17 protein-coding genes and 1 other RNA gene are annotated in these 16,355 nt (G+C 50.2%); 6 read left to right on the top strand and 12 right to left on the bottom strand.

All coding sequences use genetic code 11. From position 1 onward, the window contains the following. Positions 1–117: 117 nt before the first annotated feature. Entirely contained in the window at positions 118–921 is an 804-nt protein-coding gene (locus tag KNO70_RS03650; protein WP_214730433.1) for an SLAP domain-containing protein, read from the bottom strand. After that, positions 921–3,287 (bottom strand): accessory Sec system translocase SecA2, encoded by a 2,367-nt coding sequence (secA2, locus tag KNO70_RS03645; RefSeq protein ID WP_214811237.1) that lies wholly within the window; start codon positions 3,285–3,287, stop codon positions 921–923. The genes KNO70_RS03650 and secA2 overlap by 1 nt, the downstream gene beginning before the upstream one ends. A gap of 253 nt (positions 3,288–3,540) precedes the next feature. Between secA2 and KNO70_RS03640 the strand changes: the two genes are divergently transcribed. Beyond that, on the top strand, positions 3,541–4,836 hold the full coding sequence (locus KNO70_RS03640; RefSeq protein WP_214683889.1) for a Y-family DNA polymerase: 1,296 nt from the start codon (positions 3,541–3,543) through the stop codon (positions 4,834–4,836). After that, entirely contained in the window at positions 4,833–5,162 is a 330-nt protein-coding gene (locus KNO70_RS03635; RefSeq protein ID WP_078147286.1) for a YolD-like family protein, read from the top strand. Before KNO70_RS03640 ends, KNO70_RS03635 begins: the two co-directional genes overlap by 4 nt. Here the strand turns inward: KNO70_RS03635 and KNO70_RS03630 are convergent. Then, complete coding sequence (locus KNO70_RS03630) at positions 5,159–6,715, bottom strand: SulP family inorganic anion transporter (protein WP_240499840.1); 1,557 nt, start codon at positions 6,713–6,715, stop codon at positions 5,159–5,161. The two genes, KNO70_RS03635 and KNO70_RS03630, sit on opposite strands and share 4 nt — an antisense overlap. 194 nt (positions 6,716–6,909) lie before the next feature. Here KNO70_RS03630 and KNO70_RS03625 point away from each other — a divergent pair, with 194 nt between their 5' ends. After that, on the top strand, positions 6,910–7,563 hold the full coding sequence (locus KNO70_RS03625; RefSeq protein WP_214683887.1) for a hypothetical protein: 654 nt from the start codon (positions 6,910–6,912) through the stop codon (positions 7,561–7,563). Between the two features lie 28 nt (positions 7,564–7,591). On the opposite strand, the gene KNO70_RS03620 is transcribed toward KNO70_RS03625, so the two are convergent. Further along, the gene (locus KNO70_RS03620; RefSeq protein WP_214811235.1) at positions 7,592–9,004 is read right to left on the bottom strand and encodes an NAD-dependent epimerase/dehydratase family protein; all 1,413 of its coding nucleotides are present in this window, start codon (positions 9,002–9,004) and stop codon (positions 7,592–7,594) included. Between the two features lie 135 nt (positions 9,005–9,139). Here KNO70_RS03620 and KNO70_RS03615 point away from each other — a divergent pair, with 135 nt between their 5' ends. Then, a complete protein-coding gene (locus KNO70_RS03615; protein ID WP_012726888.1) occupies positions 9,140–9,328 on the top strand; it encodes a hypothetical protein in 189 nt (62 codons plus the stop codon). An 82-nt stretch (positions 9,329–9,410) separates the two neighbouring features. Continuing rightward, the gene (locus KNO70_RS03610) at positions 9,411–9,911 is read left to right on the top strand and encodes a hypothetical protein (RefSeq protein ID WP_214730428.1); all 501 of its coding nucleotides are present in this window, start codon (positions 9,411–9,413) and stop codon (positions 9,909–9,911) included. Between the two features lie 38 nt (positions 9,912–9,949). Here KNO70_RS03610 and KNO70_RS03605 read toward each other — a convergent pair whose 3' ends face one another. Further along, complete coding sequence (locus KNO70_RS03605) at positions 9,950–10,597, bottom strand: hypothetical protein (protein WP_214730427.1); 648 nt, start codon at positions 10,595–10,597, stop codon at positions 9,950–9,952. Between the two features lie 11 nt (positions 10,598–10,608). Continuing rightward, complete coding sequence (locus KNO70_RS03600; RefSeq protein WP_214730426.1) at positions 10,609–11,073, bottom strand: GNAT family N-acetyltransferase; 465 nt, start codon at positions 11,071–11,073, stop codon at positions 10,609–10,611. A 151-nt stretch (positions 11,074–11,224) separates the two neighbouring features. Here KNO70_RS03600 and KNO70_RS03595 point away from each other — a divergent pair, with 151 nt between their 5' ends. Beyond that, positions 11,225–12,244 carry a DUF418 domain-containing protein gene (locus KNO70_RS03595; RefSeq protein ID WP_214730425.1) on the top strand — a complete coding sequence of 340 codons (1,020 nt, stop codon included), beginning with the start codon at positions 11,225–11,227 and terminating at the stop codon, positions 12,242–12,244. Between the two features lie 24 nt (positions 12,245–12,268). On the opposite strand, the gene KNO70_RS03590 is transcribed toward KNO70_RS03595, so the two are convergent. The 6 genes from KNO70_RS03590 to smpB form a co-directional block, all read right to left on the bottom strand. Continuing rightward, positions 12,269–12,604, bottom strand: coding sequence for a hypothetical protein (locus KNO70_RS03590; protein WP_214730424.1), 336 nt, complete (start codon positions 12,602–12,604; stop codon positions 12,269–12,271). A gap of 305 nt (positions 12,605–12,909) precedes the next feature. Next, positions 12,910–13,998, bottom strand: a complete 1,089-nt coding sequence (tnpB, locus tag KNO70_RS03585; RefSeq protein WP_214730423.1) for an IS200/IS605 family element RNA-guided endonuclease TnpB — start codon at positions 13,996–13,998, stop codon at positions 12,910–12,912. 222 nt (positions 13,999–14,220) lie between these two features. Then, positions 14,221–14,934 carry a DUF6904 family protein gene (locus KNO70_RS03580; protein WP_214730422.1) on the bottom strand — a complete coding sequence of 238 codons (714 nt, stop codon included), beginning with the start codon at positions 14,932–14,934 and terminating at the stop codon, positions 14,221–14,223. 245 nt (positions 14,935–15,179) lie between these two features. Next, a complete protein-coding gene (locus KNO70_RS03575; protein ID WP_214730421.1) occupies positions 15,180–15,323 on the bottom strand; it encodes an alcohol dehydrogenase in 144 nt (47 codons plus the stop codon). Between the two features lie 114 nt (positions 15,324–15,437). Beyond that, positions 15,438–15,793: a transfer-messenger RNA gene (gene ssrA / locus KNO70_RS03570) on the bottom strand. A gap of 49 nt (positions 15,794–15,842) precedes the next feature. Continuing rightward, positions 15,843–16,313 (bottom strand): SsrA-binding protein SmpB, encoded by a 471-nt coding sequence (gene smpB, locus KNO70_RS03565; RefSeq protein ID WP_012726899.1) that lies wholly within the window; start codon positions 16,311–16,313, stop codon positions 15,843–15,845. Positions 16,314–16,355 lie beyond the last annotated feature (42 nt).

Genomic DNA, 16,355 nt, shown 5'->3' with positions numbered 1-16,355 from the left:
TCTGGTTGATCATTGTCTAACCATATTCAATATAACACCAGCTGTCTTTCCCTCCTATTAAATTTTTGCATAAAAATAGACCTAATTTCCTTTACAAAAATTAGGTCTATCCTCCTATTATTGTTTGATGCGAACAGTGAACGGTCCATCGCCTTCAATTTCTTCAAATGTGACCGATACCGGGTACGCATGTTTCCCGTGAACCGGCTCTTCAAGACGAATCATCGTAAAGCCGACCACATCCTCCCCACTCACGAGTTCAAGCGGGAGCTTCTCGACGTTCAAATGGCGGTCGTAGCCGTTGCGAAGGAGAATCGTCGCCGTGACGTCCGTCTCTTCCTTCTCCACCGATACGAGCATCAAGTTGAACTCGTTCTCCCCGACTGGCGGCGTCGAGATGTTCGTCCGCATGAGCTGTTGCCATGCAACCTTCGAGAACTTCGTCTCTTCTCTCGGTGACACGGGCTGAAGCGGATCGATCGGGTTCATTTGGAAGACGAGTCGGAGCGAGTCGTACGACTCCACTTCCCCGAACATCTCATCCAAGAAGAAGTCCAAATAGACCGGTTTGCTCGTCCACGCCTCAAAGCTCGGCAATTCAGAACGTCCGAGGACCTTCCGGGCGATTGGGACGTTATTCGCGTCCAACAACAGGACCGGCAATTCGTTGATCTCGAACGAGCTCGGAAGCGTGTTGCGGAACAACGCCACGATCGACAAGTCATGTCCGATCGACTCGACATTCAACAACTCAATCGAGAGCTGATTATCGAGAAGTGGTGGAAGTCGTTTCGCATGATAACGGAAGACGTACTCGTCCTCTTTCGGGATCCCCATCGCGTCGTCGATGACGAGCGTCAATTGGCGTCCTTCCTCTTTATTTCCTGTCTCAATCTGTTTACGTTTACGAAATCCTAACATTATACTTCCTCCTCTGCCATCTCAGCGAAATAACGGTCGAGCTGGCATAGTTCCGTCGTGACATCCCGGGCGATATTGATATACGTTTGTTCGAAGATTTCCAGTCCTTCTTTTCCGAACTGACGGCTCGGGTCTTCCTGACCGTAACTGCGAAGCCCGATCCCTTCTTTCAATCCGCTCATCGTCGTCAAATGATCCGTCCACTTCATGTCGATGGCGCGGAGAAGCGACTCTTTGGCGAAGAGGACGATGTCGTCCTGTTCGAGGCGCGACGCCGTCGTAGCGATGATCGCCTCCATCCAGTCGTTTAAAGCATCCTTCAGTTCACGCGTATCGGCGATGTCATTCGCCCATGTCGGCTCCTGCATCGTCAAGTAGCGCAAGTCTTCTTTCAACTCATCGATCGGCCATTCCTCAGGCACGAGTTCATCTGACACATGCATGTCGATGCTGTTCTCAAGGGCGAGACGCATCATGCCGAGGACGTTTTTCGTGATGGCATCCGCATCGGCGTTGACGGCCTGGTTACGAATCGTATAGATGATATTGCGTTGCTCGTTCAAGACGTCATCGAGTTTGAACAAGTAGTCTCGAATCGAGACGCCGAGTCCTTCGATCGTCGTCTGCGCATATTCGATGATCTCGATCGCATCTTTCGACGAGACTTCACCTGTCGCTCTCGGCTTCAACTTCTTCTCCACACGCTCTAACTTCTGAGCCGCATAACGTTTCACGATCTCATCTTCGAGCGAGACGAAGAACTCGGTCGCACCCGGGTCGCCTTGACGTCCCGAACGACCGCGGAGCTGGTTGTCGACACGTTTTGACTCGTGCCGCTCCGTCCCGATGACGAAGAGACCGCCCGCTTCCTTCGCTTTTGCGTCGAGCGTGATGTCCGTCCCTCGTCCGGCCATGTTCGTTGCGATCGTCACTTTGCCGAATTGACCGGCGTCCGCGATGATATCCGCTTCCTGAGCGACCGTCTTCGCGTTCAACACGTCATGCTCGATCCGCTTCTTCTTCAAGTGCTTGCTGATGGCTTCCGATTGTGCGATCGAGGTCGTCCCGATCAAGACCGGACGTCCCGTCGCATGTAGTTCTGCCACTTTCTCAGTGACCGCAGCATACTTTTGTTCGATCGTCATGAAGATGCGGTCCGGATGGTCGACACGTTGACGTTCGCGGTTCGTCGGCACTTGGACGACGTCCATGTTGTACGTCTTCAAGAACTCTTGGCGCGACGTCTGGGCCGTCCCCGTCATCCCCCCAACGAGCGGATACATGCGGAAATAGTGCTGAATCGTAATCTCCGCCGTCGTCTTGTTCTCTTCGGTGATGGTGACGCCTTCTTTCGCCTCGAGCGCCTGATGCAACCCTTCTGACAAGCTCCGACCTTCCATGATGCGTCCCGTGAACAAGTCGATGAGTTCGATCTTGTCTTCACGCACGATATAGTCGACGTCAAGTTCGAACAAGACGTTCGCACGGAGTGCCTGGACGAGATAGTGATAGAGCACCTGGTGTGAGGCGCTGAACAGGTTGTCGATGGCGAACAGCTCTTCAATCTTGACGATTCCTTCTTCCGTGAACGTCGCAGATTTCGACTCGAGGTCGACCTCGTAGTCGGTCTCCTCGAACTCAGAAATGATCTGTTGCGCCAACTGTTTCAAGCGGATATGTGACCGGTCCTTCTGCGCGATGATGAGCGGCGTCTTCGCCTCATCGATTAAGATGCTGTCGACTTCATCGACGATGGCGAAATGGAACGGACGTTGGACCCGTTCTTCCGGCTTATGGACAAGGTTGTCACGCAAGTAGTCGAATCCGAACTCTGTCCCGACCCCATACGTGATATCCGCCTGATATGCAGAACGCTTCTCGTCCGCTTCGATGTCCGGGACGTTCAAGCCGACCGTCAACCCAAGGAAGTCGTGAATCTTCCCAATTTGCTCCGCATCACGTCTCGCCAAATAATCGTTCACCGTGATGACGTGGACGCCTTTTCCTTCGAGCGCCTTGACGTAACTCGGCAAAGCGGCGACGAGCGTCTTCCCTTCCCCCGTCGGCATCTCCGAGATGTTCCCTTCGAGGAGGGCGAACCCACCGATGAGCTGGACGTCATAGTGACGCATGCCGAGCACACGGACTGACGCTTCGCGGACGAGAGCGAACCCTTCTTCCGCGATGTCATCCACTTTCTTTCCATCCAAGAGACGTGCTTTGAGCGTCTCCGTATATGTACGCATCTCGTCATCCGAGAGGGCTTTCATCGTTGTCTCTAATTCATTAATACGCGCGACCCGTCGTTCGTACGCTTTCAAACGCCGGCTTTGATCATTCGTTAACTGTTTTACAAATTGGATCACACTAATAGCCTCCATCTTTCTATCAATTCATCACTTACATACTCGTCTATTATAACGAAAATCGAACCAATTCGAAGACTTTTTTACGAAAACTTCCTAAAAGTTGGTTTTTAGACACGTGAAAACCTATAAATTTTGGTTAATTTTCAAAAAGTATTTGTAAAAATATTTTCAATTCACTATTTGAGATGACGTGAGACCGTGTTACGATGAAAAAAACAGAACATTTGTTCGTAAAAAAGGAGTGGTGACGATGCGCAGACGAATCTTTTGTATCGACAGCGTCTCGTTCTATGCCAGTTGCGAGTGTGCCGCGCGCAACAAAAATCCTTATCAGACGAAGCTCGTCGTCCTCTCGAACCTGCAGGACAGCGGGGCACTCGTCCTCGCTGCGACCCCGAAGATGAAGCAGCTCGGCATCAAGACCGGGTCACGCCGCTTCCACATCGACCGCCTCCCGTGGCACGAACGACGGGACGTTTTGTATGCCGAGGCGCGGATGAGTCACTATTTGAACGTCTCCATCCAAATCATCCACATCCTCCATCAGTTCGCCCCGCCCGAGGCGATTCGCGTCTATTCGATCGATGAGACGCTCGTCGACATGACGGGGACGGAGCGACTGTTCGGAAGTGACGAGCACGTCGCCCACCTCATGCGTGCGACGATTTTTCGCTATACGGGCATTCCCGTCACCATCGGCATCGGACCGAACAACGTCCTCGCCAAGCTCGTCCTCGATTTGCATGCGAAAAAGAAAGGGGTCGCCACGTGTCTTCTCCAAGACGTCGAACGGCTCATCCATCCGGCGCCGATCGAGAAGATGTGGGGTGTCGGCACGAAAATGGCGGTCCACCTGCAGCGGCTCGGCATCTGGACGATCGGGGATTTGGCCCGTTATCCGCTCGAATCCCTTCATGAAAAGTTCGGTGTCATCGGTGCAGAACTTTGGCATCATGCTTGGGGCATCGACGAGTCGCCGACCATCCTGCCGGCGAGCTCTTTGTTCGGTGCGAAACGGACGCGACCGAAGTCGATCGGACACGGTATCACTCTCATGAAAGATTACACGACGTATTCCGCAATCCGGCTCGTCTTACAAGCGATCGCGGTCGAAGTCGGCATGCGAACCAGGCAAGCGGGACTCGTCGGAGGGACGATCCATCTCGGGGTGCGCTATACGCGGACGAGCGACCGGGCTGGCTTCAGTAAACAAAAGAAGCTCCCCCGCTTCACAGCGGATGAGCAAGAGTTTCTCCCGATCTTATTGCAGCTATTTTTAGACGGCTGGGAAGAGACGGAGGCCGTCCGTTACGTCTCGGTCGCTCTCGACAAGCTCGAGCCACGGAGCGATCACGTCCAGTTATCGTTCTTCGAAGACGAATGGGCGAAGGCGAAACGGCTCGACTTCCTCGATTTGATTGACGGCCTGAACGTCCGGTTCGGTCGCGGCACGATCCGACCGGCGTCGAGCCTACTAAAAGACAGTCCGCTCCGGACGCGCCAACGTCTAATCGGCGGACATAAACAAGGAGGCGATTCCTCATGAGCAAGACCCGCTATCGTGACCGGGGTGAGTTGAAATGGATCCCATTTCTCATGCCCGAGCACGTCGCCCTACTGAAACGTTATTATGCCCAAATCCAAAAGATTGAACTGCCCGACTTGGACGAACAGCTCCTCTATCTTTGGCAGACCGAGCTCGAACGGGCCATCCGTGAAGGCGACCAAGTCGAGGTGACCTTGTTCGTAGACGGCTTGACGACAAGCATGCGCGGCTACGTCCACGCCATCTATTATGCCGAGCGCGAGGTCGAGCTGTTCGATGGCGAGGTGCGCCGCGTCCCGTTCGGCGACATCTTGTCCGTTCGTTAAGACGCCTCGATCGCTTCTTGGGTCGTCTCGAACGTCTCGATCCCGTCGAGTAGCCCATAGTGAGCAAGCGTCGCGCGGACCGATGGCGACAGGTGCGCGAAGATGACGTGCCGGTCGGCCGCTTTCAGTTCGGTGATGACACGCCGCAACTCTTCGACCGCGGTCACGTCGATGACGGGGCAACGATGAAAGTTGAAGATGAACACGTTCGGTTCCCGATGGATGTGATGGAGGACGTGCTCGAACAACTCGACCGCACCGAAGAAGAGCGGGCCTTCGACACTGAAGACGATTTGGCCGTCTCGCGTGACGTACCGTTCTGTCCGTTCGCGCACATCGATCGTATCGGCCATTCGTTTCGCGAAGAGCGCGAGCGCACAGATGACGCCGACCTCGACGGCGACGACCAAGTCGACGAATACCGTCAATAGTAACGTGACGAGAAGGACGAGCGATTCGGATGAACGATGACGCAACATCGTCATCACGTGATGGCGTTCGGACATGTTCCAGGCGACCCGCATCAAGATCGGAGCGAGTGCAGCGAGTGGTACGTAACTCGCGAACGGCGCGAGGACGAGAACCGCAACGAGCACCGTGATCCCATGGATGACCCCGGCACGTCGACTGACCGCTCCCGCCTGAATGTTCGTCGCCGTCCGGGCGATGGCACCTGTCGACGGGATCCCACCGAAGAACGGTGTGATCACGTTCGCGAGCCCTTGCCCGAACAGTTCCTTGTCCGGTTTCATCTTCGTCCCCCCCATCCCGTCGGCGACCGTTCCCGAAAGAAGTGACTCGAGTGCGCCAAGGAAGGCGATGGCGAACGCGGACGGGAGGAGTGTTGTGATCAGGTCGAGGTCGATCGCAAGCCAGTTGAATTCCGGCAGTCCGCTCGGGATGCCGCCGTAGGCACTTCCGATGGTCGCGACCTCACCCGGGATGAGGACACTGACGAACGTCGGGACGAGCATCGCCATGAGTAAAAGCGGTAAACGGAACGGCAGCTTCGGGACGAGCCAAAGCGTCAAAAAGCCGATTCCGGCAATGACGATCGGCCAAGGACTCGCTTCGGGCAACGCCTGACCGAGGCGAAGCAAGTTCTCGTGAAAATGTGGCGCCTTCTCAAACGTGACCCCTAACAACTCATCGAGCTGGTCGACGAAGATGACGACGGCAATCCCGGCCGTGAAACCGATCGTGACGGCCCGGGGCATAAACCGGATGAGCCGTCCGACCCGGAGCACGCTCATGAGGAGCAGCAACATTCCGGCGAGAACGGTCGTGACGAGCAATCCCTTATATCCGTATGCGAGGACGACACCCGAGACGATCGGGATGAACGCTCCCGTCGGTCCGGCAATCTGGAACGTCGAACCTCCGAACAGGCTGACGAGGATTCCTGCGAAGATGGACGTGTAGAGCCCATACACCGGCGGGACGCCTGAGGCGATGGCGAATGCCATGGCGAGCGGGATGGCGACGACACCGACCGTGATCCCGGCCGAGATGTCCTTTTGCCACATCTCACGCGTGGAGAGTGAGTCTTGCATCATACATTCCTTCTTTCCCATCAGTTCAAAAGCGAGTTTAGTGTACGCCTGGAAAGAGGGCTTGTAAACGGATTGAGAAAAACGTTAACAGAATGTACAAAGAACGAGATGGTACAATAGGCATTAGACACACACTGATAAAAGTTAGAATCATTGAACTGATATTACCTTCCGTAACAAAGGAGATATAATCTATGGAAAAACAGTTTGCCATATTAAAAGATTTATCTGAATATCGTACACCGACTGAAATGAAAAATTACTTTGAAGAGGTGATTCAAGCACTGAAGGACGACCGCATGGCTTTAAAGATTTCGAGGTTACGCAAAGGAGAATTCAAAGAGTTTCAAGAGGAGTTTGTACCCGCTTATGTATTTTCCCTCTCGCCTTATTTCCCAAAAGACGCTAAAGCGAAAATCATCATCGGGAATCAAAATTATGACTTTGTCATACTGCATCCAAATGGGACCGAAGAAAAGTTCGAAGTGAGTTCTTACATAAACGGACCACGGGATGTGGAAATTGCACAAGCTTTAAATGAACAAGGGATGTGGATCTCAAGATTAAAAGGTTATGAACAGCTAAAGGAACAGGCTGCCACGTACATTGAAGAAACAAAAAAGAACATGCTGAAAAAATCTCAAAAGGATTATACCCATGCATCTCTATTATTTGAAGTTTCTACTTTTGAATTTTCCGTCATCTTTCACAATGAGTTTGATACCTCTCTCTTGGACTTAGCAAAGTTCATGTACGACACTCCATTCAAAGCAAAACACGTATATCTCATCGTTCAAAATGGAGATGACATTCCGACGGTAGCTTCTAACATCATCAAAGTAAAGTAAAAAGACGCACCTTTCGATGCGTCTCCCTTCAATTCGTCGGAGCCTCTACGACTTGATCGCCGTCTTCCGCGTCTTTCGCCAACAACTTCACATGACGACCGAATAACCACATGACGGCGAGATGGGCTTTCGCCTGTGTCTTCGTATAGAACCACCACGGAAGTGCTGGGACGAACTCATGGATGGCGACGAGTCCTTCATCCGAATCCGGTAAGCGTCTAAACTCGAGACGCCCTGTCTGATCCTCTTCACTTAACTTGACGAACTTGCCCCCGTCAATCGCAAAGGATGCCATATCGTCCGTCGCTTCCTGTTCAAGCGATAGATGAAGCGCGACGAACGACGGATCGAGCAGCGCAATCTCCCAATTATCGTCTTCTTTCGTCGTCTGAATGAACGGATACATAAAACGACCGAGCCACTCAAAGTACGTGTCCGCCATCCAAAGCGCCGACTTTTCTTCCGGCAGACCGAACCGCTGAATCGAACGGACGGTATACGATTTCGGTTGCTTTTTCTTCTTACCGCCCGAGGACTGCTTCTCTTCTTCCTCAAGCGCATGTTCGACCGCCTGTTTGAACGGAATCTCTCCCTGACCGATACCTTCGACCGTGTCTTCTGCGACCATCGCGTGCCCCATGCTCTCGACGAGCGGATAGACGGTCGCCTTCGGTTCACCCGTGACCGCCATGACCCATAGCCGCGACAGTTTGATTGTCGGGAACGGGAAGTCGATCAAGACGCGACGCTTGTCCATAACCTCGGCTGTCTGCTCGATCATCTTCCGATACGTCATCACCTCGGGACCCCCGATGTCGATATGACGGTCATAAAGCGACTCGGCACCGACGACCGAGATGAGTGCCTGAACGGCTTCCCGGATGTCGATCGGATGTGTTTCCGTCTTTGTCCAACGTGGCAAGATCATCGTCGGCAATCGTTTGACGAGCTTCGCTAAAATCGGGAACGACGAACCTTCCGGACCAATAATCAGTCCAGCCCGAATCGTTGTTACCGGTACCCCTTGTCCGCCGAGGATGCGTTCGACTTCGAGTCGACTCTTCAAATGACGCGATAACGTCTTCTCTTGTTTCGGGATGATTCCGCTCAAATAGACAATCTGTTCGATGTCGTTCGCCTTCGTCGCCCGGGCGAAGTTGTCCGCAATGAGCGCATCCATGTCCTCGAACGTCGCTTGCGTCAAGCCGCCGTCCGGAATCATCGAGTGCACGAGGAACATCGCGTAATCCGCGCCCTCGCATGCTTCTTTGGTTGCCTCATATGAAAATAAGTCACAGGCACGCCATGTGATATGGGCCTCATCTTCTTTATTTTTCGTTGATCGCGATAACGCGATGATGTCGTACTCTTCTTTTAGCTGCTCCATCACGTTCGAGCCGATATAGCCGCTCGCCCCCGCAATGACAATCGTTTTCCGCATAATGGTCACTCCCCTAATTATTCGCATAGAGGTAATGTACCCTTCTTTTTTAAAAGATAAATCAGTCTAAGTATGTAGAGCCTGCTCGACCGATTCATACTAAAATGAGAATAATTAGAAAAAGGAGGGATATTCATGGGATTTTGGTACTTTCTTTTGCTTGGGTTGGGAATTATCCTCATCGTGCGAGGGATTGCAAGTAGCGCGAAACAAGGTGGATTGATTTTAGTCGGGCTTGTGATGGTCGGGGTATCCATATTTATGTTCCAAGATGGCAGCGCGGACTTGGTCGCGAATTGGTTGGATCAAATCACCGGTCGATAAGTCACATTCTCGAGTAATCGCGAGGTCCATTGACAACCTTTTAACGTCTTCAATCTTGAATTGATATGGAAGGAGCTCGACGATGAAACAGTTCAAACGAGTAAGTGTCCTGGCGTTATTCGCCTTGATTGGATTTGCTCTTTTCCATTATGCGACCGAGTCGAAGACAGGTTCCGCTGCATGGACGACGGAAGTTGCGACACACCACTTCAAAGATATCTTAGAAGCGCAGCGAGAAGCGATTGAAGCGCATACTCCTCTTGAAAATATCGAACGAACGAAACTGTCACACGAAGATGACGTCGTCCGGCTCCTCCTCGGTCAACGAGATTGGGTCGAGCAATTCCACTATACGATTCAGGAGGTACAAGTGGATGAAAAAGGTGGTTTCTTATACGCAAACGCGTATGTGACAAGAAATCTTCAATTTGAGAGCGGTGTCACGACTGGGCTTGGTGACGAGATGACGATTCAATTGAGGTCTCCGAATGAGACGATCGAAGAGGTGGAGCTCGACAATCATAGCGTGACACAATCTGGCCAACCCTTTTTCAAACGCTGGATCAGTCGAGTGTTTGACTGAACAAATCCCACTTTCCGATTGGAGAGTGGGATTCTTTTTTAAAACGATAAATCTAAACCAGTACCATCATCAAGAAGTTCTCCGTTTTTAGCGGTATAGTCAACACGAATCTCGGCTCGCTTCAGGATGTCGTTCTCTTGTAACGCAGACATCCACGTCCGAACGCGCTCTTCGTCATCGGCTTCCGGCTCCCGATGAAGCGTCAATATGATTGTCGGCGAAACGTCGGCTGTCTGATAGGCGATTGGATTTGCCGAGGAGACATCGAGTTGTCGGATACTTTCTTCGTCATATAGGACGACATAGGTGACGTCTGCACCAAACGCCGTATCAATCGAATCTTCAATCGCCTCTGTGACCGCATCTTCCCATTTGGATGAGAGAAACGTATCAACGATTTCTCCGGTCGATTCATTCTCGTAAACATAAAATTCCGTTCCCGTCACCGAATCCACCACAATCGCCGCATACTCAAACGGAAAGTTTCCCATGTTGTCGAATAATACGTCTTCTGTCACTTCAGCATCTTTGAATCGCTCGAGTACATATGATTCAGCCATCTTCATCACTTTTGCTTCCTCATCGGGATCTGGTTGCATCGACCGATAAAAGGCAAATACCAACCCCGTCACCCCAATCACAATCACACCAAATCCGGCCAAAAGCCACTTCAAGTAACGTTTCATGTCGACTCCTCTCATAACTGTTTGTTCATGGCGATGGACGCTTCTTGGAATCCGAGTCGTTTATATAATCGCTGTGCGTCTGGATTCGTACCGAATACACTTAGTCCAATGGATGTTGCGCCAAGTTCTTCTGAGACCACGTTTTCAAGTTTCTCAAACACTGCTGTCGCATACCCTTGCCCACGGTAGGTCTCTTCAATCAAAATGTGATAAATGAAGATGCGTTTCGATTCAGCTTGAAACGCATACCACAAAATTCCGACACGAATATCTCCGTTCATCACATGAACAATCGTCTGCCCTTCCCCGGGTTGATTGTCTGGGAAGAGGTCCCGAATCAATTGAGTCGATTCCTCTTGTGCCAACACCATCGGAAGTTGATAGTTGCGCGCGACATCTTTTGCATAATCGTCAATCAACCAAGTCACATAATTCGCGATTTCTGGTCCCGTCATCCTGGCAAAATGAATGGTCATCTGTTTACCCCTAATCGTTTTCCCTTAGTGTAACATACAATTTTTGGAATCACTGTTTCTAGTGAAGTTCAGGATTTTGTAAGGTTGCCGCAGATTATATGTAAGGTGCTCCCTTCATACTCGGAAGAGGAAATTGAAAGGAGACATCTATATGAAAGCCACACCATCACATGAACGAATCAATGTCCTCGATACACTACGAGGCTTCGCCTTATTCGGTATTGTTTTTATGAACATTCTCAGTTTATTACGTCCGAGCGACCCAAACACCGTCATGGAACATTACTATATATACGCCCTTCACATCTTCATCGACGGGAAGTTCTTTATGATCTTCTCATTTTTGTTTGGCGTCGGGTTTTATCTCTTTATCCACCGAGCAATAGAACGTGGAGATCGCGCATACGTTTTATTTACGAAACGATTGCTCCTCTTACTCGGCTTCGGCTTGATTCATATGCAATTTCAGCCGGGGGAGGCGCTAACGATTTATGCCGTGAGCGGGCTGCTCCTCCTGTTCGCATACCGTCTTCCTCGGTCAGTTAATTTGATTCTAGGTCTGATCGGACTAGCTGTACTCGCTTATACCAGCACGAAACTGTTAATGCCGCTTGCTCTCATCTTGCTCGGGCTTGCAGCGGGGCAGTATGAGGTGTTTCGTCACGTCCATACGCACCGGGTACGTTGGCAGGTCGGACTGGTCGTTACCGGTATTTTATCCGCCGGATTTGTCTGGCTACAATATACGAATTTACCAAGCTTATCGTATTTCAATGTCGGCTACACCCCGACTAATGAAGAAATTCAAGCATATATCCGTATGCTCGACTATTCGAATTGGTCAGCTCCCTTTTTAGCGGCGTTCTATATCACCATCCTTGTCAATATGAGTCAACTACGGACGACACGTTCCTGGTTCGCCCCACTTCAAGCGTTTGGTCGTATGGCGTTGACGAATTACTTGCTTCAGACTGCACTTATGGTGACTGTTGCTACATTCGGACAGACGTTCACAACGATTGAAACAGGACTATGGGCAATCGTCATCAACGCCGTATTGATCGTATTCAGTATGGTATGGCTTCGCCGTTTCACATACGGACCGATGGAAAAGGTATGGCGGCTTGGGACATACTCTCGCTTCAGACAAGGTATCCTATCGTCAAAATAATGTAATGTTGAGGAAGGACAGCTGTCAAAAGTGTCCTTCCTCAATTGTGTTTGCAGGAGTGAATTCAATTTCATATGCTCCACCAAGCTCTCCTTGTAAACGCTTCGAAAGTAAGTCTCCTTCACGATTATGTTGCTCTACCTTGATTTCCCATCCTTTAGCAAGTGCATCCGTGTCCCAGTCAATCCATTCTCCGAATCGACTAACCCATTCATAGAAATCACGCTTCAATTGGTCAGAAATCGTAAACTCATTCAATTCTATATTGTATCGACAGGTCACACACCATGTCGGGTCCGCCCCCACATCCGCCTCTATAGTGATTCTTTTCAAATTTTCACAATCACAAATCCTTTTCATTCATTCGCCCCCAGGTTTAAGGTTAGATTCTGCATACGTATTCAAAATTAGGAGGATATCCTTTTGATTTATTCAGTCGAGAAACGTAGAAATGAAAATGGTGTGCAGATTATCTTTCATACACTCGATGGCTTGAGTGGATTAGATGAGACTAGTTGGTTATTCCCTTATTCAGTGACACGAAGTGAACTACTCGCCACTTATTTGCTTCGCAAATTGAAGTGGGAGCTTCTTGGGAAGACCATGCTTTTACCAGCCACGATTGTTTACCAAGCTCACCGGGCAGTCCCTGCCCTGAATGGTTGTCAGTCAGCCAACATCAATAGGTTGAGACTCGCGTTGATGTCACGGTCATGATGCGCGCCACAGGCACACGTCCATTCACGGACATCTAATTTTTTCTTCTCGCCTTTTACTCCGCAAGTGGAACAGATCTGGGTCGATGCATACCAGGGGTCTGCCTTGATGAGTGTCCGTCCGTAGAAGTTTGATTTGTATTCTAGCTGTCGGACGAACTCGTACCAGCTGACATCTGCGATCGATTTGGCGACCTTGTGGTTCTTCATCATGTCCTTCGATGTCAATGTCTCCACGACGATGACTTGGTTCTCGTCAACGATCCGTCTCGACAGCTTGTGAAGGAAGTCCTTACGTTGATTCGCAATCTTTTCGTGTTTCTTGGCCAAAAGTAACTTGGCTTTTTCACGATTCTTGCTCCCGATCTTCTTGCGTGACAAAGCGCGCTGCGCCTTCTTGACCTTTTCTTCGGACTTACGAAGGAAACGTGGGTTGTCGATCTTCTCCGAGACCATCGCGTCGTTCGTCATGACGGCGAAATGGTCCAAACCGAGATCGATCCCGACCTTGTTCTCGGCTGGGATCCATGGTTCATCGTCCTGTTTGACGAGGAGGGAGACAAAGAACTTGCCTGTCTTGGTCATCGACACCGTCGCCGACCGGATGACGCCCTCGAACGGACGATGTTGTTCGAACTTCACGAAGCCGATTTTAGGAAGTCTCACCTTGCCGTCCTCGATGCGGATCGTACCGTGCTGGTTGTTCGTCGTGTAGGAGGCGCGCGACCGTCGTCTCGATTTGAAGGCCGGGAAGCCGGCCGTTCCGGCGAAGAACTTCGCGAACGCGGTGTCGAGGTTCAACTTCGCGTTCGCGAGCGCGAGGCTGTCCGCCTCGGCGAGGAACGGGAACAGGGGCTTGTAGGATGCGGGTGTCGCCGGATTTCGTCTCGTCACGATCCCCGCTTTCGCCTCATCGCGGATGGCGATGCGGTCCTCGAGCAGCTTGTTGTAGATGAACCGGGCGCAGCCGATCGTCTTGATGAGGAACTCGGCCTGTGCAGGCGTCGGGTGAAGCCTATATTTGTAGCCTTTCAGCATGTCCGTCCCTCCTCCCTCCAGCAGCTCGTGATATGTCCTCCTCATCCGATACCCGCGGAGGGGGGAGGGAGAATCTGACGGAATCACGAACTTTTGTTCGTCCTATCTGTCACAGGGGGAAAAGACGTTTGGACCGGGCGATTCATCTCCCACCTACGCCGGGCTACGCCCCGAGACGCTTAGAGGAGGGAGAATTCTCGCCTGATTTAGTTAAATGAGTACTTACCATTCTACGTGCTCATAAAATTCAGAGGGATAACGAATTTCTGAAGGATGACATCGATGCTCAATCGCCGCTTCGAAAATTAGTTTTTGTTGACGCTCATAATCTGGTGTAATCTGACATGTCCGCTTGGCAATAATATTAAAATTCTTTTGACGTTTTTCTAAGCCCATTTCATGCCACTCACTATTTAAGTAATCAATATATTGTGTAAACAAAATGTGTTCAGATTCATTTTGGGCAATCCATTTTTTAAAGCTCGTGAATTGCCTTGGTGTAACGGTGTCTTCCACCAGTTGATAAATAGCAGACTGCAACATGCGAGTCTGCGCAATATGTGGATCCCAGGCAGTAGCTTTATGCTTTTTTTGATATTCTTTTATAAACGATTCCAATGAAAAGATGACGTAAAACATTTCTGGCCAAAACATTTCAAATGAGAGGATCAAATTTTGTTTCGGTCCCACCAGTGATAAAAAAGCTAATTGTTCGTCATTAAGTCCGTGTTCTTTAAAGCTTGCATTACGGTGACCCATAAACGTATGTCTAAGTTCGTAGCAAAAACCTAAAATTCGAATTACCGGTCCATCCGTTATATCCTCACCCGCACGATCAAGAAGCTTATGTAGTGAATCATATAGTATTCTAAAATCTTCCGGCTCCGCTGAAAGTAAAACACCAGTCATATTAGGAGTATGAACAGCCTTTAACATCTAATCCCTCCACATTCAAATAATATTTATCTTATTCGTGAACCTAAAAGCAATTTCCCTTAACATTTCTATAGTTGTAGAAAAGGACGTCGATTAGAAGACGAAAAATAAATCGAATTCAATTTGAAGAGGAGACATTATAAGAAAACCAACAATGAAAGACATACATTGATGATTTTCTTCACACATCTTTACTTCTTATGATAACACTTGAACTCAAATGAACGATTTTATCCTTCACAAGATCACTTCTTCTCTTGTCGCTTCTGCAAATATGCTTCACGAAGCTGGTTCAATCGTTCTTTCTTGTTCGAGACAGTCGGCTTTTTGCCGTCTTGGTATTTCGCCGCAGCTACTTTGCTTCTCTTATCTAATTGATATTTTCCCATGTGTTTCACCTTCCTTTCTTCATGGCTTCAATCAAAAGCAAAGACCCTCTAATCTCAATGAAATTAGAAGGTCTTCATGAAAATCATTGATCGCAGTCGTTACAGACTGCTTCAAAATGGAGACGGCGGGAGTCGAACCCGCGTCCGAAGGCATCGTAACGTATGCTTCTACGTGTGTAGTTTATCTATTGAATCTCGATGTGACACTGCCGATAAACAGGCGTTGTCGCATCCAGTCTGTTTCATCTCTTCTTCGCGCCCTCAGACGGCGAGGTTGAAGCGTAGCTTGCTTAGTTTGAGACCCTGAAAGTCATCCACACAAGCGATGGATGTCAGGATCCGCAGGGCACTTAGGCTGCTGCGAGTTGTGTGTTAGTTTTGCCAGTTATAGGCGTTTGCGTTTTAACGAGGCCGACCCCTCGACACGCCACATACGACCGACCTACCCCCGTCGAATCCATAACGTCCCCGAGGTGGTAATTGGTACTCTATTTAATATACCACAATCAGGATTCGTTGTCAGTATTTTTGCCGATCGCGCATCGCACGGTCGACGTCACGCTTCGCGTCTTTCTTCTTCAAGTCCTCACGTTTGTCGTACTTCTTCTTCCCTTTTCCGACGCCGAGCAGGCACTTGGCGAACCCGTTCTTGATATACACCTTGAGCGGGATGATCGTGTAGCCGTCACGCCCTGATGCTCCAATGAGCTGATTGATTTGCTTCTTATGCAACAATAGCTTTCGGACGCGGAGTGGGTCGTGGTTGAAGCGGTTCCCCTGTTCGAATGGGCTGATATGACAGTTATGAAGCGTCGCCTCGCCCCCATCGAACCGGACGTACGCATCCGCGATGTTAATCTTCGATTGACGGACCGATTTGATCTCCGTCCCTGTGAGCACCATGCCCGCCTCAATCGTATCTTCGATCGCGTAATCGAAGGACGCCTTGCGGTTTTGGGCGAGTGCGTTCGAATCTTTCTTCTTGGCCATACACATTCAGTCCTTTATCTACAAGATACGGAGGAAGGGATG

Source organism: Exiguobacterium sp. s181, from assembly GCF_018617125.1.
GTDB lineage: Bacteria > Bacillota > Bacilli > Exiguobacteriales > Exiguobacteriaceae > Exiguobacterium > Exiguobacterium profundum.
Note: the sequence above shows the minus strand (reverse complement) of the source record. Positions and strands in the feature narration are given on the sequence as shown.